Here is a 15,630-nt window from a genome sequence, read left to right as displayed (position 1 = left end):
GGGGCATGGGGATCAGCTGCCGGGGCGGGGGCTCAGGCCGAGCAGGACCGGACCGGTCGGCTCGGCGACCAGATCCTGGACGGTGATCGGGTCGAGCGAGGCGAAGAACGCCTCCTGGGCCCGGCGCAGCGCCGAGCGCAACCGGCAGGCCGCGCGCAGCGGGCAGGGCGGATCGTCCTCGCAGCCGACGACGTCGCCGACCCCCTCCAGCTCGCGAACGAGGTTGCCCACCGAGCCCGTACGGCCGGCGAGCGTGAGGGTGAGTCCGCCGCCCCGCCCTCGGCGGGCCTCGACGACGCCGAGGTGCTGGAGCCTGCTGACCACCTTCGCGGCGTGCGTGTACGGCACTCCGACGGCCCCGGCCACCTCGCGGGTGGTCGGGGCCTCGGTGTCGCCCGCCACCGCCAGGCGCATGGCGATGCGCAGGGCGATGTCGGTGCTCTTGGTCAGTCGCACATCCGTATTCTAGCTAATTGGTTTTTTGGACTCCAATATGGGGGCGGTACTTGGCGCGGCCGGTGATCGGTGATCGGTGACCGGTGGTTGGCGGCCCGGCCCGGCCTGGCCCCTGGCCGGCGGGCGGCGGTCAGCGGTCAGCGGTCGGCGTCAGGCCGAGGCCGTCCGCCGTGCCGCCTTGGCGTCGCGGCTCGGCCGGGGCGTGCGCCCGGTCCGGGTCTCCACCCACTCGGCCAGCCGGGACAGCAGCCAGTTCATCACCACGAAGATGACCGCGACCTCGAAGTACACCTGGAGGAAGTCGTTCTCCAGGAACGAGCCCAGCACATTGCCCTGGTGCATCAGCTCGGGGTAGCTGACCACGTAGCCCAAGGTGGTGTCCTTCAGAGCGCGCACGGCCTGCCCGATGATGGTCGGCAGCAGCGCCCGTACGGCCTGGGGCAGCACGATGAGCCGCATGACCTGCCCGTGCCGCAGCCCGATCGCGTACCCGGCCTCGCTCTGGCCGCGCGGCAGCGCGAGCACGCCGGCCCGGAAGATCTCGGCGAAGTTGCCGATGCTGTGCATCACGATGGGGATGACGAGCTGCCAGAACGGCGGCATGCGCAGGCCCAGGGACGGCAGCCCGAGCAGGAAGAAATACACCACGAACAGCAGCGGCAGCGAGCGCAGCAGCTCCACCACCGCCCCCGCGGGCAGTGAGACGAGCCGTCGGCGGGAGAGCCGCAGCAGGCCCATCACCGCGCCCAGCGGCAGCCCGATGGCGATCGACACCACACCGGCCAGCAAGGTGTCGCCCAGCGCGCTGAACAGGAACCGCTGGATCGACGCCTGGGTCAGCGGCTGCCACCGGGCCCAGTCCAACTGGCCGTGCCGGCCCAGCTGGAGCAGGACGACGGCGGCGAACAGCGCGATCAGGGCCGCGGCCGCGGCCGTGCCGATCCGCCGCTGGCGGCGGCCGCGCGCTCCGGGTGGCTCGAAGAGCACGCCCGCGGCGCCGCCGAGCGGCCGGCGGCCGCCCCGGTCCGGACGCGGGGAGCGCCGCTCCCGCCCGCTCGGCCCGGCTTCTTTGGCGGCCGGGGCGGGGGCTGCCGGCTGGGGCTGCGGCCGGGTCTGGGTCATCGCTGCTGTGCTCTCTTCCGTGCTCCGCGCCGTCTCGCCGGTGCGCTGTGCCGAGTCGCTCGTGCTCCGCGCCGTGCCGTCCGCGGTCCCCGGTCCGTCTGTGCCCGGTCCCGTGCCACTCGTGCTCCGCGCCGTGCCGTCCGCGATCCCGGGTCCGTCCGTGTCCGGCCCCGTGCCACTCGTGCTCCGCGCCGGCCCGCTCATCGGTGGATCCTCAGCCGTCGCTCCAAGCCCCCGGTGATCAGTCCGCCCGCGAGGGTCAGCGCCACATAGAGCACCGTCGCGGACGCGAACAGCGCGAGCGGCTCGACGTACTGCACATTCAGCTGCCGGATGACACCGGACAGTTCGTTGACGCCCGCGACCGAGCCCACCGCCGTGCCCAGCGCGGTGGCGATGAACATGTTGCCCAGCGGCTGCACCATCGAGCGCAGCGCCTGTGGGAGGACGACCAGGCGCAGGCACTGGAAGGTGGTCAGCCCCACGGCGCGGGCTGCCTCGACCTGGCCGGCCGGTACGGTCTCCATGCCGGAGCGCAGGATCTCGCAGATGTAACTGGCGATGTAGACGGCCAGTCCCACGGTCACGGAGGTGTTCAGCGACAGCGTGAGCCCGAGCTGGGGCAGCACGAACACCGTCACCACCACGACCAGCAGCAGGGGCAGGTTGCGCACCGTGTGCACGTAGAAGGCGGCCGTCGAGCGCAGTACGCCCAGCGGCGCCACCCGGCACAGGCCGAGCAGGCCGCCGAGGATGAGGGCGGCGGCGAAACTGACGAGGGTGAGCAGGACGGTGCGTCCGAACCCGGCCAGGATCTCCCCGAAGTGGTCGGTGACGACGTTCACGGCCGGCCTCTCAGGAGCCGCTGGAAGCGGTGGGCGTGGCCGGGGCTGACGGGTCGGCGCCCGCGTTCCCCGGCGTGGGGGGCTCGGGGGCCGGCTGCTTCGTCAGCGGGCTGACGTTGTCCTTCCACGACTGCTTCCACAGCCCCTGCTTCTCGACGGTGCGCAGGAAGCCGTTGACGATCTCGGTGAACTTCGGGTCGTTCTTGGGCAGCCCGATGCCGTACGAGGCGGAGCCGAAGGTGAAGGGCCGCACCTCCAGGGAGGTGTCCTTCTGCGCCCGGGCCACGATGACCGCCTGGTTGTTGATGAAGGCGTCGCCGCGGCCGTCGCGCAGGGCCTGGAGGCACTGGCTGATGGTCTGGAAGATGACCGGCGTGGCGTGCGGCGCGACCTTCTTGAGGGATTCCACGGACGGGCCGGCCGTGGTGATCACCTTGCGGCCGTCGAGGTCGGCCGCCTTGTCGATGTCCTTCATCCCCTTGCGGACGAGGACGGCCTGGCCGAGGTTCATGTACGGGCCGCCGAAGGCGACCTTGCGCATCCGCTCCGGCGTGATCTTGTACGTGGAGACGACCGCGTCGGCCGTACCGTTCTGGAGCAGCGCCTCACGGGTGTCCGCGTTGATCGAGACGTGCTTGACCTCCGGCTTGCCCAGCAGGTACTTCGCGAGCATCGCCGTCAGGTCCGCCTCGAAGCCCTGGTACTTCCCGTTGAGCGGGTTCTTCTCCGAGAAGCCGGGGTCGGTGTCCGAGGTGGCCGCCGTCAGATGGCCGTTCTTGCGGATCCGGTCCAGGGTGGGCGAGCTGGGCAGGTCCTTGCCCACGGGGGTCCGCGAGAGCAGGGCGTCGCCCGACTTCGCACCGTCGCCGGGCTTGTCGGGCAGCTCCGAGGAGCCGCAGGCGGTGAGGGACGCGGCGCAGGCGATGGCGGCCGCGAGCACAGCTGGTCTCCGGAGAGTCATGACCGGTTCCTTTCACGGCCGCGGACGGTAGACCTGTCCCCTGGAAGGGGCGTCCGGGCGGAGGGGGCAACCAGAGACTGTGTCGTAGAAACTACGAACACATGAAGCTCTGTAGTGCGCTTCACCATAGTCGGGCCCCGCACCGTGTCAAGAGTTTGTTCGGGTTCGGTATGCGGCGGGTTCGCCCGCCCGCCCCCGCCTGTCGGCCCGCCGTTCCCGCCCGTCGCCGGTCAGTCGCCGAACGTGTCCGCGCCCCGGTCCCGCCGCTGCCGGCGCGGTACGTACACGGCGGGGTCCCGGCCGGTCAGCGAGGTGCGCAGCCGGTTCAGCGTCTCGCCGGCGTCGGCCGCGCGGGAGGCCCCCCGCTCCTTGAGGGCCAGCAGCAGCGCGTCGTTGAGGACGATCGAGGCCAGCTCCTCACTGGCCATCCCGCCGCTGGAGTAGAGGGCGGTCAGGGCGACGTCGACCCGGTCGCCGAGCACCGGCCCGAGCGAGTCGGTGATCAGGATGCTCGCCGCGTCCACCTGTGCCGCGTGGGCCAGCACCACCTCGATGTCGGTCAGCAGGCGCCCTGGGGCGTACACGACCACGACGTCGCCGGCGGACACCGGCAGCAGCGCGTCCGCGAGCTGGAAGCCCGTGGCCGCCGCGACGCGGGTGCGGAAGCCCAGCCGCCCCATGCGCAGCGCGAGGTGGCGGGCGGCCAGTTCGGAGGCGCCGACGCCGAAGGCGGTCACCGCGCGCGCGTCCGCCAGCAGGTCCACCGCCTGGCCGAAGACCGCGGAGTCCACCAGGCGGCGGGTCTGCTGGAGCCGGTCCACCGCCTCGTCGAAGATCTGGTCCAGCGTCGCGTCGGTGTCGCCGGAGGTGGTGCGGCGGCGCACCGAGGACGGTCGGCTGCTGTCCACGAAGCGCTGGCCGAGTTCGCGCTTGAGCTCCGGCAGGCCCGTATAGCCGAGCGCCTTGGCCGTACGTACCACCGTGGCGTCGCTGGTGCCGGCGGCCTGCCCGAGCTGCTCGGCGGTGGCGAACGGCACGTCCTGCACGTGGTTGCGCAGGTACTCCGCGACCTGTCGCTCCGCCGGGGAGAGCTGGGCCAGCCGCTCGGCGACGCGGGCGTGGAAGCCGTCCGGGGCGGGGCCCGGGCCGGTTGCGGTAGTTTTCATGACAGCTATTGACTCCTCTGTAGTGCTCGCTACTATCGGGCCGTAAGCGGCTACGAGAGCCGGAACAACTCGTAGCGGATGCTACAGACGGCTACACACGCCGAGCGCGCCACTTCTGAGGGAAGCCCATGCAGACACCTCCCATCCCGCTGATCGAGATATCCGGGTCGCCCCGCGAACGCGGCCGCCAGTACGGCGAGGCCGCCCGCCCCCAGATCGAGGCGGCGCTCGCGTTCTACCGTGCCTCGTTCGCCAAGACCCCCGGGCTCGAATGGCACGAGGTCACCCGCCGCGCCGAACTCTGGCTGCCCTGCGTCGAGGACTTCGCCCCCGACCTGCTGGAGGAGTTGCGCGGGGTGGCCGAGGGCGCGGGCGCCGGGCTGCTCGACCTCATGGCGCTCAACGCGCGCGGGGAGATCGTCTACGACCGCACCTTCGCCCGGATGGGCGCGGAGACCACGGGCACGGAGACCACGGGCGCGGACGCCGCTGGACCGGCGGCCTCGGACGCCCAGGAGCCCGACGCCGACGGCTGTTCGTCCTTCGCCCTGCTGCCGCCCGCCGCGGGCGACGGCCACGTCTGGTGCGGGCAGAACTGGGACTGGCGCACCGGCGCCGAGCCCACCCTCGTCGCGCTCCGCATCGTCCAGCCGCCCCGGCCGACCGTGGTGATGGTGGTCGAGGCCGGCCAGATCGGCCGGCACGGCGCCAACTCCGCCGGCATCGCCCTCAACGCCAACGGCCTCGGCGGCCGGTTCGGCGACGAGATCGGCGTACCGCAGCCCTTCATCCGGCGGCGCATCCTGGACCAGGCCAACTACAAGGACGCCCTCCAGGTCCCCTTCACGGCCCGTCAGCAGATCCCCACCAACCTCCTCCTCACCCACCGCGACGGCATCGCCATCGACCTGGAGACCACCCCCGGCCGTCACCAGTGGCTGTACCCCCAGGACGGGCTGCTGGTCCACGGCAACCACTACCAGGCCCCCGTTCCCCCGCAGTTGGAGCGCACCTACCGGCCGTTCTCGGTCGATTCGCTCTACCGGGTCCCGATCATCGAGGCGGCGCTGCGCCAGGCCCGCGACCGCAGCGACTCGGCGGAGATCCGCAAGGTGATCGAAGGGGGCCTCACCGACCACTTCGGGCTGCCGCACTCGGTGTGCAACCACCCCGTCACCGAGACCGACCCGCTGCTGCACACGAGCACCATCGCCTCCAACATCGTGGACCTGACGACCGGCGAGTACCACGTCGTCGCGGGCCTGCCCTGCTCCTCGCCCTACCTGCCGCTGCCGTGGAACGTCTACGACGGCCCCGGAGGACAGTGATATGGCCCCGGACCAGAGCGACATGACGGGCACTCAGCAACCGCGGCCGACCGCGGACCGGTCGCCCGGCAGCGCGGCCGATCCCCTCATCCGCGTCAGCGGCGTACAGAAGTTCTTCGGCGACAACCAGGTCCTGCACGACATCGACCTGGACATCCGCGGCGGCGAGGTCGTCGTGCTGCTCGGCCCCTCCGGCTCCGGGAAGACCACGCTCTGCCGGTGCGTCAACCGCCTGGAGACCATCGACGGCGGCATCATCGCGGTGAACGGCTCCCCGCTGCCCGAGGAGGGGCGGGCGCTGGCGCGGCTGCGCGCGGACGTCGGGATGGTCTTCCAGTCCTTCAACCTCTTCGCCCACAAGACCGTCCTGGACAACGTCACGCTCGGCCCCGTGAAGGTCCGGGGGACCTCCCGGGGCGAGGCCGAGGACCGGGCCCGCGCCCTGCTGGAGCGCGTCGGCCTGGCCGACAAGGCCGGCGCCCGCCCGGCCCAGCTCTCCGGCGGCCAGCAGCAACGGGTCGCCATCGCCCGCGCGTTGGCCATGGAGCCGAAGGCCCTGCTCTTCGACGAGCCCACCTCGGCCCTCGACCCGGAGATGATCAACGAGGTCCTGGACGTCATGGTCTCCCTGGCCGACGAGGGCATGACGATGCTGGTGGTCACCCACGAAATGGGGTTCGCCCGGCGGGCCGCCGACCGGGTGGTCTTCATGGACGGCGGACGCATCGTGGAGTCCGCCCCGCCGGAGGAGTTCTTCGGGAACCCGCGGACCGACCGGGCGAAGGAATTCCTGTCGAAGGTGCTCCAGCACTGAGACGATCTGGTGCTCTGGTGCTCCGGCGATCCGCTGCTCCGGCGATCCGCTGCTCCGGCGCTCCGGTGCCGAGACGCGCGGGATCGCCTTCGCCCGCCTCGGCACCGCGGCGACCGTCGGCGAATCCGTCGATCGGTGCCCTCGGTGCCTTCTGCGCCCTCGGTGCGTTCGGGCCGTCGCCGTGATGATGTCTGCCGGGGGCGGCGGGCCGGGACGGCCGCCCGCCGCGGTGGCTCGACGTGCGCCGCGCAGCCACGAGGGGAGTCTCGTATCCGCCTCGGTCCGCATCCTCGGATGCGGGCCGAGGCGGTGGCGTATCACCACACGCGTTGACACGTGGTCAGCCTGGTGGCTGTAATGGTGCACGTGCCACGTGGCGTCGACCAAAGAGCAGTGGGCAGGTCGGCAGCCGGGCGAGCACCCATTCATCAAGGGGCCACGCCATGAGTACAGACTCAGCGTCCCGCGCTTAGCGCGTCCGCGCGCCGCCCTTGTGCCACGCCCCCGCTTCCCGGCGGCGTGCCGCGCGCGCAGCACCGACTTCCACCCTCATCGCGGTCACGCCATCGCCACGCCACCGTCGCGCCGTGGCGGACCCACGCACGTCTTCGGAGAGCCCACACCACCATGCCCACATCCTTCAACCAGTCCGTCATCGAGGAGTTCCGCGCCAACGGAGGAAAGGTCGGCGGCCCCTTCGAGGGCGGTGACCTCCTGCTGCTGACCACCACCGGCGCCACGTCGGGCGTGGAGCGCACCACACCCCTCGGCTACGTTCGCGCCGGCGGCCTGCTGCTGGTCGTCGGGTCCAATCTCGGCGCGTCCCGCCATCCCGCCTGGTACCACAACCTGCTCGCCCACCCCGCGGTGCGCGTGGAGCTCGGCGCCGAGGCGTTCCAAGCGGTCGCGGTACCGGCCGAGGGCGCCCGGCGCGACCAGCTGTTCGAGCACGTGGTGCGCGCGGCACCCGGGTACGGGGACTATCAGGCCGCGACCGCCCGTACCCTGCCGGTCGTGGTCCTGGAGCGCCCCGCGCCGGGGGAGGAGGGGCCGCGGGAGATCACCAACCTCGCCGAGAAGCTCATCGAGGTCCACGTCTGGCTGCGCGCCCAGCTGCGGCACGTGAGCGAGGAGGCCGCCGCCCATCTCGCCGCGCGCGCCGCCCACCAGGGGCCCGGCGAACCGCCGTCGCCGGGTCTCGGCCTCCAGATCCGGCAGCACTGCCTGGCGTTCTGCCAGGCGCTGGAGTTCCACCACACCAGCGAGGACGCGCACTTGTTCCCGGGCCTCGCGCAATATCACCCCGAGCTGCGCTCCGCGCTCGACCGGCTCGCCGTCGAGCACCGGACGGTCGCGCGCGTCCAGGGCGAACTCGTCGCCCTGCTGGCCGACATCGGCACCGCCGATCCTCGTCGCTTCCGGGACGAACTCGCCCGGATGACAGAGGAACTGACGGCCCATCTCGACTACGAGGAGGAAGCGCTCATCCCCGCCCTGACCGAAATCCCCTGGCCCCCGGCCCCGCCGAGCCCCGACGCGGCCGAAGGAGTCACCACCGCCTGACCTCGACGGCGGGGGCTGCGACGATGGTCCGCATGCGAGAGAAGGAAGAAGAGGGACAAGAGGCAGCGGGGGAGAGAGCGGAAGGGGTGGTGGAGGAAGTCATCCCCATCCTTCATGTCGAGAACGCCGCCGCCGTCCTCGGCTGGTACGAGCGGCTGGGCTTCACCCGGCAGTGGGAACACCGATTCGAACCGGACCTCCCCGCGTTCGTGGAGGTCGCCAGGGGAGAGGTGCGGCTGTTCTTGTCCGAGCACAAGGGCGACGCCCGCCCCGACACGCTGGTCTACCTCCGCGTCCGTGAAGTCGACGCCATCGCGGCCGAGTTCGGTGTGCCCGTGGAAGTAGCCCCCTGGGGGCGCGAAACCGAACTTCGCGATCCCGACGGCAACCGGCTGCGGGTGGGCACGCCGACGGACTGAGGACGTGCGTACGGGCCGACGTGCTCCAGGTGCCGAAGCCGCCGCACGGAGGCATCCGGGACGCTCGCCCGTACACGCCGGGTTCTGCTCCGGCGTACGGACGGCGAGACTCCACCGGCAGCGGGCCGTACCGACGCCGCGGCCCCGCTGCCGGGGCCGTATCCGCGTGCCGTGACCGGCTCCTGAGTCAGTCGGCTCCCGGGCCGTCTTCGACGCGGTGGCCGGCGGCGTCCTCGGCCACTGCCACGAACCGCTCCAGGACGGGGGATGTGCTGTCCGAGCGCCAGGCCAGGGCGATGGTGGACACCGGCGCGTCACTGATGTCGACGAACGCCAGATCCGGCCGGTAGTAGAAGCGGCGCGCCCGCTCGGTCGTGATGCTGATGCCGCGGCCGGTCGCGGCCGCCTGCAACTCGCTCTCGAACGAGCTCGCTTCGGCGCCGACCACCGCGGCGGCGCCGTCCCTCCGGTCGTTGAACATCCAGAAGTCCCGCCACGGCCCGCCGCCGGGTGAGGCGATCAGCGGCTCGTTCAGGAGGTCGTCGACACCGACCTCGTCGTTCGAGGCAAGGCGGTGGCCGATCGCCATGGCGGCGACCAGCTTCTCCTGAGCGAGTACGAGATGCTCCAGGCCCGCCGCACCGTGCGGGAGGCGGAGGAAGGCGACGTCGGTCGACCCGTCAGCCAGGCCCGCGGAGGTGTCGGTGAAGTCGAACTCGCGGACCTCGACGTCGACTTCGGGAAATCGCCGGTGGAACGTCTTGAGCACCAGCGGAGCGAACTCCATGGCGGCGGCGACCAGAAAGCCCACCGTGAGACGGCCGCTCTTCCCCGCGCCCACGAGTCTGGCCGCCTCGACGGCGCTGTCGAACGTCTCCACCGCGGCGCGCGCGTTGACCAGGAATTCGGCGCCCGCGGCGCTCAGAGTGACGCCGTGCGGGTGCCGGACCAGCAGTCGCGACCCGAGCTCCCGCTCCAGTTGCTGGACCTGCCGGGACAGCGACGGCTGCGCCACCTTGAGGCGGGCCGACGCCCTGGTGAAGTTTCCTTCCTCTGCGACGCATATGAAGTAGCGAAACTGCCGCAGATCAACTGTCATGGGCCAGGAGCGTACTCGTGCGCGCCCTCAGTCCGTCGTGACCGTGCTGAGAGCCTCGGACTCGGCACCGACCCCGTGCCCTGGTACGCCCGTCGACGGGCCCTTGGCGACGGCGGCCCCGTAACCCCCGGAACGGCGCGGCAGGATCACCAAGGACGCCACGACTCCGACGACTGTCAGGAGGCCGGCCAGCAGTACCGCCCGACTGTAGCCCTCGGCCCCCGGCAGCCCGGCGGCCACCGACAGCCCGATCGCCAGCCCGACGGCGGAGCCCACCTCTTGAGTAGTGGTCAGCATTCCGCCGGCCAGGCCGTGGTCCTCCGGCTCGACGTCCTCGATTCCCGCGACCGTCCAGGCCGGGAAGGCGATCCCGTACCCCGCTCCGGCGAGCGAGGCCCCCGGCAGCACCGTGGCCGCCCATGCCCCGTCGGCGGACAGCGAGAACCCGAGGATGCCCAGAGCGATGGCGAACAGCGTCATTCCCGCGACGATCACCGGTTTGGTGCCGAACCGGGCGACCAGCGCCGGGCCGGCCCACGCGCTGAAGAGCAAAAAGGCGCCGGCCATGGGGAGCAGCCCGAGGCCGGTCTCAAGGGGCGTGAAGCCGATCACGATCTGCATGTGCAGCGCCACGATGATGAAGGTCGGCCCCAGCCCGGTGTTGGCCAGCAGGGAGACCACGTTGGCACCACTGACCGAACGCTTCCGGAACAGGCCCAGGGACATCAGCGGATCGGTCGCCTTCGACTCGACCCGCACGAAGGCCGCGAGCAGGATCAGCGCCGCCGCCCCCAGGCCGAGGGTGAGCGGATCTCCCAGCCCGGCATGCTCACTGTTGGCAAAGGCGTAGACCAGCGCGGTGAGTCCACCCGCTACGAGCAGTGCTCCGGCCACGTCCAGGCGCGGCCTCGACCGCGACTCGGGCAGCCCCTTCGGCAGGGCGCGCGCGAGGGCCACCACGAGGACGCCGAGGGGGACGTTGATCCACAGCACCCACCGCCAGCCCAGTACGTCCGTGATGAATCCGCCGAGAATCACTCCGGCGGCCAACCCGCTCGCCGCCACTGCGGCCCATGCCCCCAATGCGCGATTCCGCTCTTTCCCCGACGGGAACGTGGTCGTCAGCAAGGAGAACGCGGCCGGCGAGAACAGCGCCGCCCCCAGTCCCTGCAGAGCTCTCGTGATGATCAGCATGAGCGGGCTGGAGGCGAAGCCGCCGACCAGTGAGGCGACGGTGAATACGGCAATTCCGGCGACGAAGATTCTCCTTCGGCCGAAGATGTCCGCGGCCCGCCCGCCCAGCAGAAGAGATCCCGCGATCGCCACGCCGTAGGCGTTGACGACCCATTGAAGGCCACCGGAGCTGAAACCCAACTCCCGCTGAATCTCGGGCAGCGGGACGGTGGTGATGGAGAAGTCGAGGATGGCTATGAATTGTGCCGCACACAACAGGAAGAGCGCTAGACCTCGACCGAGGAAAGTCACGGTACACCTTTCGTGCAAAGGGAATCGCAGTGACGACGATCCCGACTTTTGCACGTGCCCGGCGGGAGTGTCCAAGAGCAACCACTCTCATCCGGTATAGCTTTTTGCTCTCACTCCTGCCGCGAGGGGGAGGAGCCAAATTCGCTCATCGCTCGGGGAACGGCGCTGCGGCCGCCGCGCGACAGTTGGCGGAACAGGCGTCGCCCGTATCCCGATTCACCCGCTGCCCGGCGCTGATTCCGGCCCGGGCCTCAAGGAATGCCGCACAGGTATGGGCCCATGCCTGAAACCTATGCATTGCCGCACGGAGCAGCGCCGGAATTATCTGGTAACTTCCTGGGGAACCGAATGAGTTGGCGGAAGGCGTGGGTGTTCGGGATGGGTTCATTCGCGACTCCCCGCTCTGCGGGCCCTGGGTGTCCCGGCGTCCGGGGAGCGGCGTGGATCAGTCCGGTGCGGCTCGCCGGGCGCCCCGCACCGGGACTGTGCGCCACCAGTCATCGCGCTGAGGCGGCCGATGGCGCGGCTGTGCTCGTCGATGAGCTGGCCACACCGCGCGCGACGCGCTCGGACCGCCTGGGTGACGCCCGCCGCCCGACGCCTGAACACCTGACGCCGACATCCGACGCCTGACACCGACGCCCGGGCACCGCCCGGCGGCCCGGCCCGCCACGTCCCCCACCTGTTTCCCCACCTGACGAACCACTCCGCGGGCAGCGGTGCCCGACGAACCCGATGGGATGATCGATGAGAATTTCTTGCCCCGCCCGGCTGAGACGAGCGGGCAGAGCGACCAGAGTGGCCGTGGTCGGCGGCATGGTGATGGCGGCCCTCGCCGCGGTTCCCGCCGGAGCGGATCCGCTGCCCCGGCCGCCCCTCCAGGACCTGGGCGTGTCCGGCGCTCACTACACGCTGACCGAGAAGACGGACCAGTTCACCACGCCGCCGGCCGCGGAGTACGCGCCCGTCGGAATCGACGGGGCACTGACCGGTACGGACCGCACCACCCTTCCCGGCCAGAACGACGCCGCATGCGCGAAGCGCGCCGGGAATCTGCCCGGAGCGGCGCTGCCGACCGGCTCGATGTTCTGCTGGGACACCGCGGCACAGGGCGACAAGAGCAACGTGGAGTCGATGCCCTGGGTCCCGCAGGGCATCGCCACCTCCGGAGAGGCGCAGCTGGACGGTATCCCGGTCGGTGGGAAGAACCGCGCCGCGGTGATCAGCTGGACGTGGCAGAACTCGCCCAAGGGAACGACGGACTACCGCCACAACTCGGTGAAGCTGGCATTCGCCAATCTCGACGACAAGAAATACCGGTTCGTGCTGCCCGTGTGGGTGGACGGGGCGGGCAAGCAGCGACGGATCTACGGGCACGCCGGCGGGCTGGCCTGGTACGGCCCGTACCTCTTCATGTCCGACACCGGCGCGTGGAACGGTCAGACGCGACCGGGCGCGGACAAGCCGGGTATACGGGTCTTCGACACCCGCAAGATCTACCGGAAGAAGGACGGCGGAGGCGGCGACTACCAGTACGTCATGCCGGAGGTTCGGAGCTACCTTTCCGGCGGCGCCTCGTTCCACTTCCTCTCGCTGGACCGCCACAGCACGGGCGGCGCCTCCCTCGTCAGCGGTACGTACAAGACCTCCAAGGACTCCCCGAACGGTGGCACGGAGCTCTACCGCTACAGGTTCGGTGACGACTACCGCCTCCAGCCGAAAGCTGTACAGGGGTGGAAGTCGACCGTGACCCAGGACGGGGCCAACGCGATCAGCGACGTACAAGGCGTGCAGGCCGACGGGGACACCCTGTTCGTCAACATGTCCAAGGGAAGCCTCACCAACCGCCGGTTCGCCACGGTCGGCGTCGCGGGGTCCCCCGCCGACTGGACGATCCAGTCCCGCAAGGACTGGGCGTTCCGCCCCCAGGACCTCTCCCTCTGGTACGGAACCCAGGAGCTCTGGGGCCTCACCGAGGGCGAGGAGGAGCGCGTGGTGTTCTCGGTGAAGACGGACCTGCTCCGGTAGCGGCAGGGGCCGCCAGCGGTGGCGGGGAGCGTCGCCGTTCTCCGGGCGGCCCGGCGCGTCGGCGGCCGGTTCCGCCACGCCGGGGCCGTACGCGCCCTGTCGTGGCGGGGGAGTCGCGAGTTACGCTCCGGCCTCTGTCATCTGCCCGGAGGTTCCACGGATGGCCAGCCCCAGAACGACCTCCCCCCGCCGCCTGGCCGCGCTCGGCGCGACAGCCGCCCTCGTGGCGGGGCTCGGCATCGCGCCGACCGCCGCCGCCCACGACGCCCCGGACCGTCAGCCGGCCGCGGCCACCGCGCACGGCGCCTCGGACCGTCAGCCCGCCGCCGTCGGCACCGGCCGTACGTCCGCGAAAACGCCCGTCGCCGTCGGCTACGGCGGCGCGGTCTCCAGCGTGGACGCCGATGCCTCGGCCGCGGGCATCGACGTGCTCCGGCGCGGAGGCAACGCCGTGGACGCGGCGGTGGCGACGGCCGCCGCGCTCGGCGTCACCGAGCCCTACTCGGCCGGTGTCGGCGGCGGCGGATACTTCGTCTACTACAACGCCGAACACCGCAAGGTGTACACCGTCGACGGGCGCGAGCGCGCCCCGCTGAGCGCCGGCGAGGACCTCTTCCTGGAGCACGGGCAGCCCATCCCCTTCGCGGACGCCGTCACCAGCGGCCTCAGCGTGGGCACCCCGGGCACGCCCGCCACCTGGGACACCGCCCTCGACGCCTGGGGCACCCGGTCGCTGCGCCAGGTGCTGAAGCCCGCCGAGCGCATCGCCCGCGACGGCTTCACCGTCGATCCGACCTTCCAGAAGCAGACCGCGGACAACGAGTCCCGCTTCAAGGACTTCCCGGCCACGGCCAAGCTCTACCTGCCCGGCGGCCGCCCGCCCGCCGTGGGATCGACGATAAGGAACCCCGATCTCGCCCGCACCTACGAGCTGCTCGGCAAGAAGGGCGTCGGGGCGCTGTACGACGGGGAGTTGGGGCGCGACATCGTACGTACCGTACGCAAGCCGCCCGTCGACCCGGCGTCCTCGCGCGTGGTGCGGCCGGGTGACCTGACCCGCGACGACCTGGGCGATTACTCGACGAAGCGTCAGGCGCCGACCCACATCTCCTACCGGGGGCTCGGGGTCTACGGCATGGCGCCGTCCGCATCCGGCGGTACCTCCGTCGCCGAAGCCCTCAACATCCTTGAGAAAAGCGACGTCTCACGGCTCAGCGAGAAGCAGTATCTGCACCGCTATATCGAGGCCAGCCGCATCGCCTTCGCCGACCGCGGCCGGTGGGTCGGCGACCCGGCGCAGGAGGACGTGCCCACCAAGGGGCTGACCTCGCAGCGGTTCGCCGACTCGCGGGCCTGCCTGATCAAGGACGACGCGGTGCTCACCAGCCCGCTGGCGCCCGGCGACCCGCGCCACCCGAAGCCCTGCGCCTCGACGGGCGTGGCCGCCCCGACCACGTACGAGGGCGAGAACACCACCCACCTGACGGTCGCCGACAAGTGGGGCGACGTCGTCAGCTACACCCTCACCATCGAGCAGACCGGCGGCAGCGGCATCACCGTCCCGGGCCGCGGCTTCCTGCTCAACAACGAGCTGACCGACTTCTCCTTCGCCCCCGCGAACCCGGCCGTCCACGACCCGAACCTCCCCGGCCCCGGCAAGCGCCCGCGCTCCTCGATCTCCCCGACGATCGTCCTCGACCGCCACGACCGGCCGCTCTTCGCCCTCGGCTCGCCCGGCGGCGCGACCATCATCACCACGGTCCTGCAGACCCTCCTCAACCACGTCGACCGCGGCATGCCGCTCGTCGACGCCATCGCCTCACCCCGCGCCAGCCAGCGCAACGCGGCGACGACCGAGCTGGAACCGGCGCTGTGGAACAGCCCGGTGCGGGGCCAACTCGAAGCGCTGGGACACGTCTTCAAGCTCAATCCGGAGATCGGCGCGGCGACCGGTGTGCAGCGACTTCCCGACGGTCGCTGGCTGGCCGCCGCCGAACCGGTCCGGCGCGGCGGCGGATCCGCGATGGTGGTGCGCCCGGCCGACCGCCACTGACGTCAAAACCCTTGCCTTGGAGTCCACTTCGACGAGTGCATAGGGGGGCAATGCTTCCTCCGCCCCCCTGTAGGGGGACTCTGGTGGGCACGAGTGTCCGACTGACGCGGTATCCGACGGTCAGCGGCGGCGCGCATACGAGGTGCCCGCACCCGACGTCCGGGCCACCCTCCTGGACGCACTCCCTACGGCCAGGGGGGCGTACGTACGGCCCCAGTCGAGCCCGCGTGGAGCCGAGGCGGCGCGCGTACAGCCCGGACGGTCGCGGTGATGGCCGTCCGGGCCGTACGG

The 15,630-nt window shown here is 71.3% G+C and carries 13 protein-coding genes; 6 read left to right on the top strand and 7 right to left on the bottom strand.

Features of this window, described 5'->3' with window-relative positions:
• Positions 1 to 12 precede the first annotated feature (12 nt).
• From AC07AB_RS07185 to AC07AB_RS07165, 5 genes are all read right to left on the bottom strand, one after another.
• Positions 13 to 456 (bottom strand): RrF2 family transcriptional regulator, encoded by a 444-nt coding sequence (locus AC07AB_RS07185; protein ID WP_478561336.1) that lies wholly within the window; start codon positions 454 to 456, stop codon positions 13 to 15.
• Between the two features lie 150 nt (positions 457 to 606).
• Positions 607 to 1,578 (bottom strand): amino acid ABC transporter permease, encoded by a 972-nt coding sequence (locus tag AC07AB_RS07180; protein ID WP_478561333.1) that lies wholly within the window; start codon positions 1,576 to 1,578, stop codon positions 607 to 609.
• A gap of 200 nt (positions 1,579 to 1,778) precedes the next feature.
• Positions 1,779 to 2,423, bottom strand: coding sequence for an amino acid ABC transporter permease (locus tag AC07AB_RS07175; RefSeq protein ID WP_478561330.1), 645 nt, complete (start codon positions 2,421 to 2,423; stop codon positions 1,779 to 1,781).
• A gap of 10 nt (positions 2,424 to 2,433) precedes the next feature.
• Positions 2,434 to 3,384 carry a glutamate ABC transporter substrate-binding protein gene (locus tag AC07AB_RS07170; RefSeq protein ID WP_478561327.1) on the bottom strand — a complete coding sequence of 317 codons (951 nt, stop codon included), beginning with the start codon at positions 3,382 to 3,384 and terminating at the stop codon, positions 2,434 to 2,436.
• A 230-nt stretch (positions 3,385 to 3,614) separates the two neighbouring features.
• On the bottom strand, positions 3,615 to 4,550 hold the full coding sequence (locus tag AC07AB_RS07165) for a MurR/RpiR family transcriptional regulator (protein WP_478561324.1): 936 nt from the start codon (positions 4,548 to 4,550) through the stop codon (positions 3,615 to 3,617).
• 128 nt (positions 4,551 to 4,678) lie between these two features.
• On the opposite strand from AC07AB_RS07165, the gene AC07AB_RS07160 reads away from it, so the two are divergent.
• From AC07AB_RS07160 to AC07AB_RS07145, 4 genes are all read left to right on the top strand, one after another.
• Positions 4,679 to 5,878, top strand: coding sequence for a C45 family autoproteolytic acyltransferase/hydolase (locus tag AC07AB_RS07160; RefSeq protein ID WP_478561321.1), 1,200 nt, complete (start codon positions 4,679 to 4,681; stop codon positions 5,876 to 5,878).
• Position 5,879: 1 nt separating this feature from the next.
• Positions 5,880 to 6,692 carry an amino acid ABC transporter ATP-binding protein gene (locus AC07AB_RS07155; protein WP_478561318.1) on the top strand — a complete coding sequence of 271 codons (813 nt, stop codon included), beginning with the start codon at positions 5,880 to 5,882 and terminating at the stop codon, positions 6,690 to 6,692.
• Between the two features lie 627 nt (positions 6,693 to 7,319).
• Positions 7,320 to 8,255, top strand: a complete 936-nt coding sequence (locus AC07AB_RS07150; protein ID WP_478561315.1) for a nitroreductase/quinone reductase family protein — start codon at positions 7,320 to 7,322, stop codon at positions 8,253 to 8,255.
• 86 nt (positions 8,256 to 8,341) lie between these two features.
• Positions 8,342 to 8,674 carry a glyoxalase superfamily protein gene (locus AC07AB_RS07145; RefSeq protein WP_478561598.1) on the top strand — a complete coding sequence of 111 codons (333 nt, stop codon included), beginning with the start codon at positions 8,342 to 8,344 and terminating at the stop codon, positions 8,672 to 8,674.
• A gap of 187 nt (positions 8,675 to 8,861) precedes the next feature.
• Here the strand turns inward: AC07AB_RS07145 and AC07AB_RS07140 are convergent, their stop codons facing one another.
• Positions 8,862 to 9,773, bottom strand: coding sequence for a LysR family transcriptional regulator (locus AC07AB_RS07140; RefSeq protein WP_478561312.1), 912 nt, complete (start codon positions 9,771 to 9,773; stop codon positions 8,862 to 8,864).
• A 27-nt stretch (positions 9,774 to 9,800) separates the two neighbouring features.
• On the bottom strand, positions 9,801 to 11,258 hold the full coding sequence (locus AC07AB_RS07135) for an MFS transporter (protein WP_478561309.1): 1,458 nt from the start codon (positions 11,256 to 11,258) through the stop codon (positions 9,801 to 9,803).
• 798 nt (positions 11,259 to 12,056) lie between these two features.
• On the opposite strand from AC07AB_RS07135, the gene AC07AB_RS07130 reads away from it, so the two are divergent.
• Positions 12,057 to 13,286 (top strand): hypothetical protein, encoded by a 1,230-nt coding sequence (locus AC07AB_RS07130; RefSeq protein ID WP_478561306.1) that lies wholly within the window; start codon positions 12,057 to 12,059, stop codon positions 13,284 to 13,286.
• A 160-nt stretch (positions 13,287 to 13,446) separates the two neighbouring features.
• Positions 13,447 to 15,339 carry a gamma-glutamyltransferase gene (gene ggt / locus AC07AB_RS07125; protein ID WP_478561303.1) on the top strand — a complete coding sequence of 631 codons (1,893 nt, stop codon included), beginning with the start codon at positions 13,447 to 13,449 and terminating at the stop codon, positions 15,337 to 15,339.
• The last annotated feature ends 291 nt before the right edge of the window (positions 15,340 to 15,630 follow it).

Source organism: Streptomyces sp. NPDC044033, from assembly GCF_056434425.1.
The sequence above is the reverse complement of the archived record's forward strand: the minus strand, read 5'-3'. Positions and strand labels throughout refer to the sequence as shown.

Coding starts and splice junctions, on each gene's coding strand:
- AC07AB_RS07140 (WP_478561312.1), bottom strand. CDS start 9,773: ATGACAGTTGATCTGCGGCAGTTTCGCTACTTCATATGCGTCGCAGAG.
- AC07AB_RS07180 (WP_478561333.1), bottom strand. CDS start 1,578: ATGACCCAGACCCGGCCGCAGCCCCAGCCGGCAGCCCCCGCCCCGGCC.
- AC07AB_RS07155 (WP_478561318.1), top strand. CDS start 5,880: ATGGCCCCGGACCAGAGCGACATGACGGGCACTCAGCAACCGCGGCCG.
- AC07AB_RS07165 (WP_478561324.1), bottom strand. CDS start 4,550: ATGAAAACTACCGCAACCGGCCCGGGCCCCGCCCCGGACGGCTTCCAC.
- AC07AB_RS07150 (WP_478561315.1), top strand. CDS start 7,320: ATGCCCACATCCTTCAACCAGTCCGTCATCGAGGAGTTCCGCGCCAAC.
- AC07AB_RS07160 (WP_478561321.1), top strand. CDS start 4,679: ATGCAGACACCTCCCATCCCGCTGATCGAGATATCCGGGTCGCCCCGC.
- ggt (WP_478561303.1), top strand. CDS start 13,447: ATGGCCAGCCCCAGAACGACCTCCCCCCGCCGCCTGGCCGCGCTCGGC.
- AC07AB_RS07170 (WP_478561327.1), bottom strand. CDS start 3,384: ATGACTCTCCGGAGACCAGCTGTGCTCGCGGCCGCCATCGCCTGCGCC.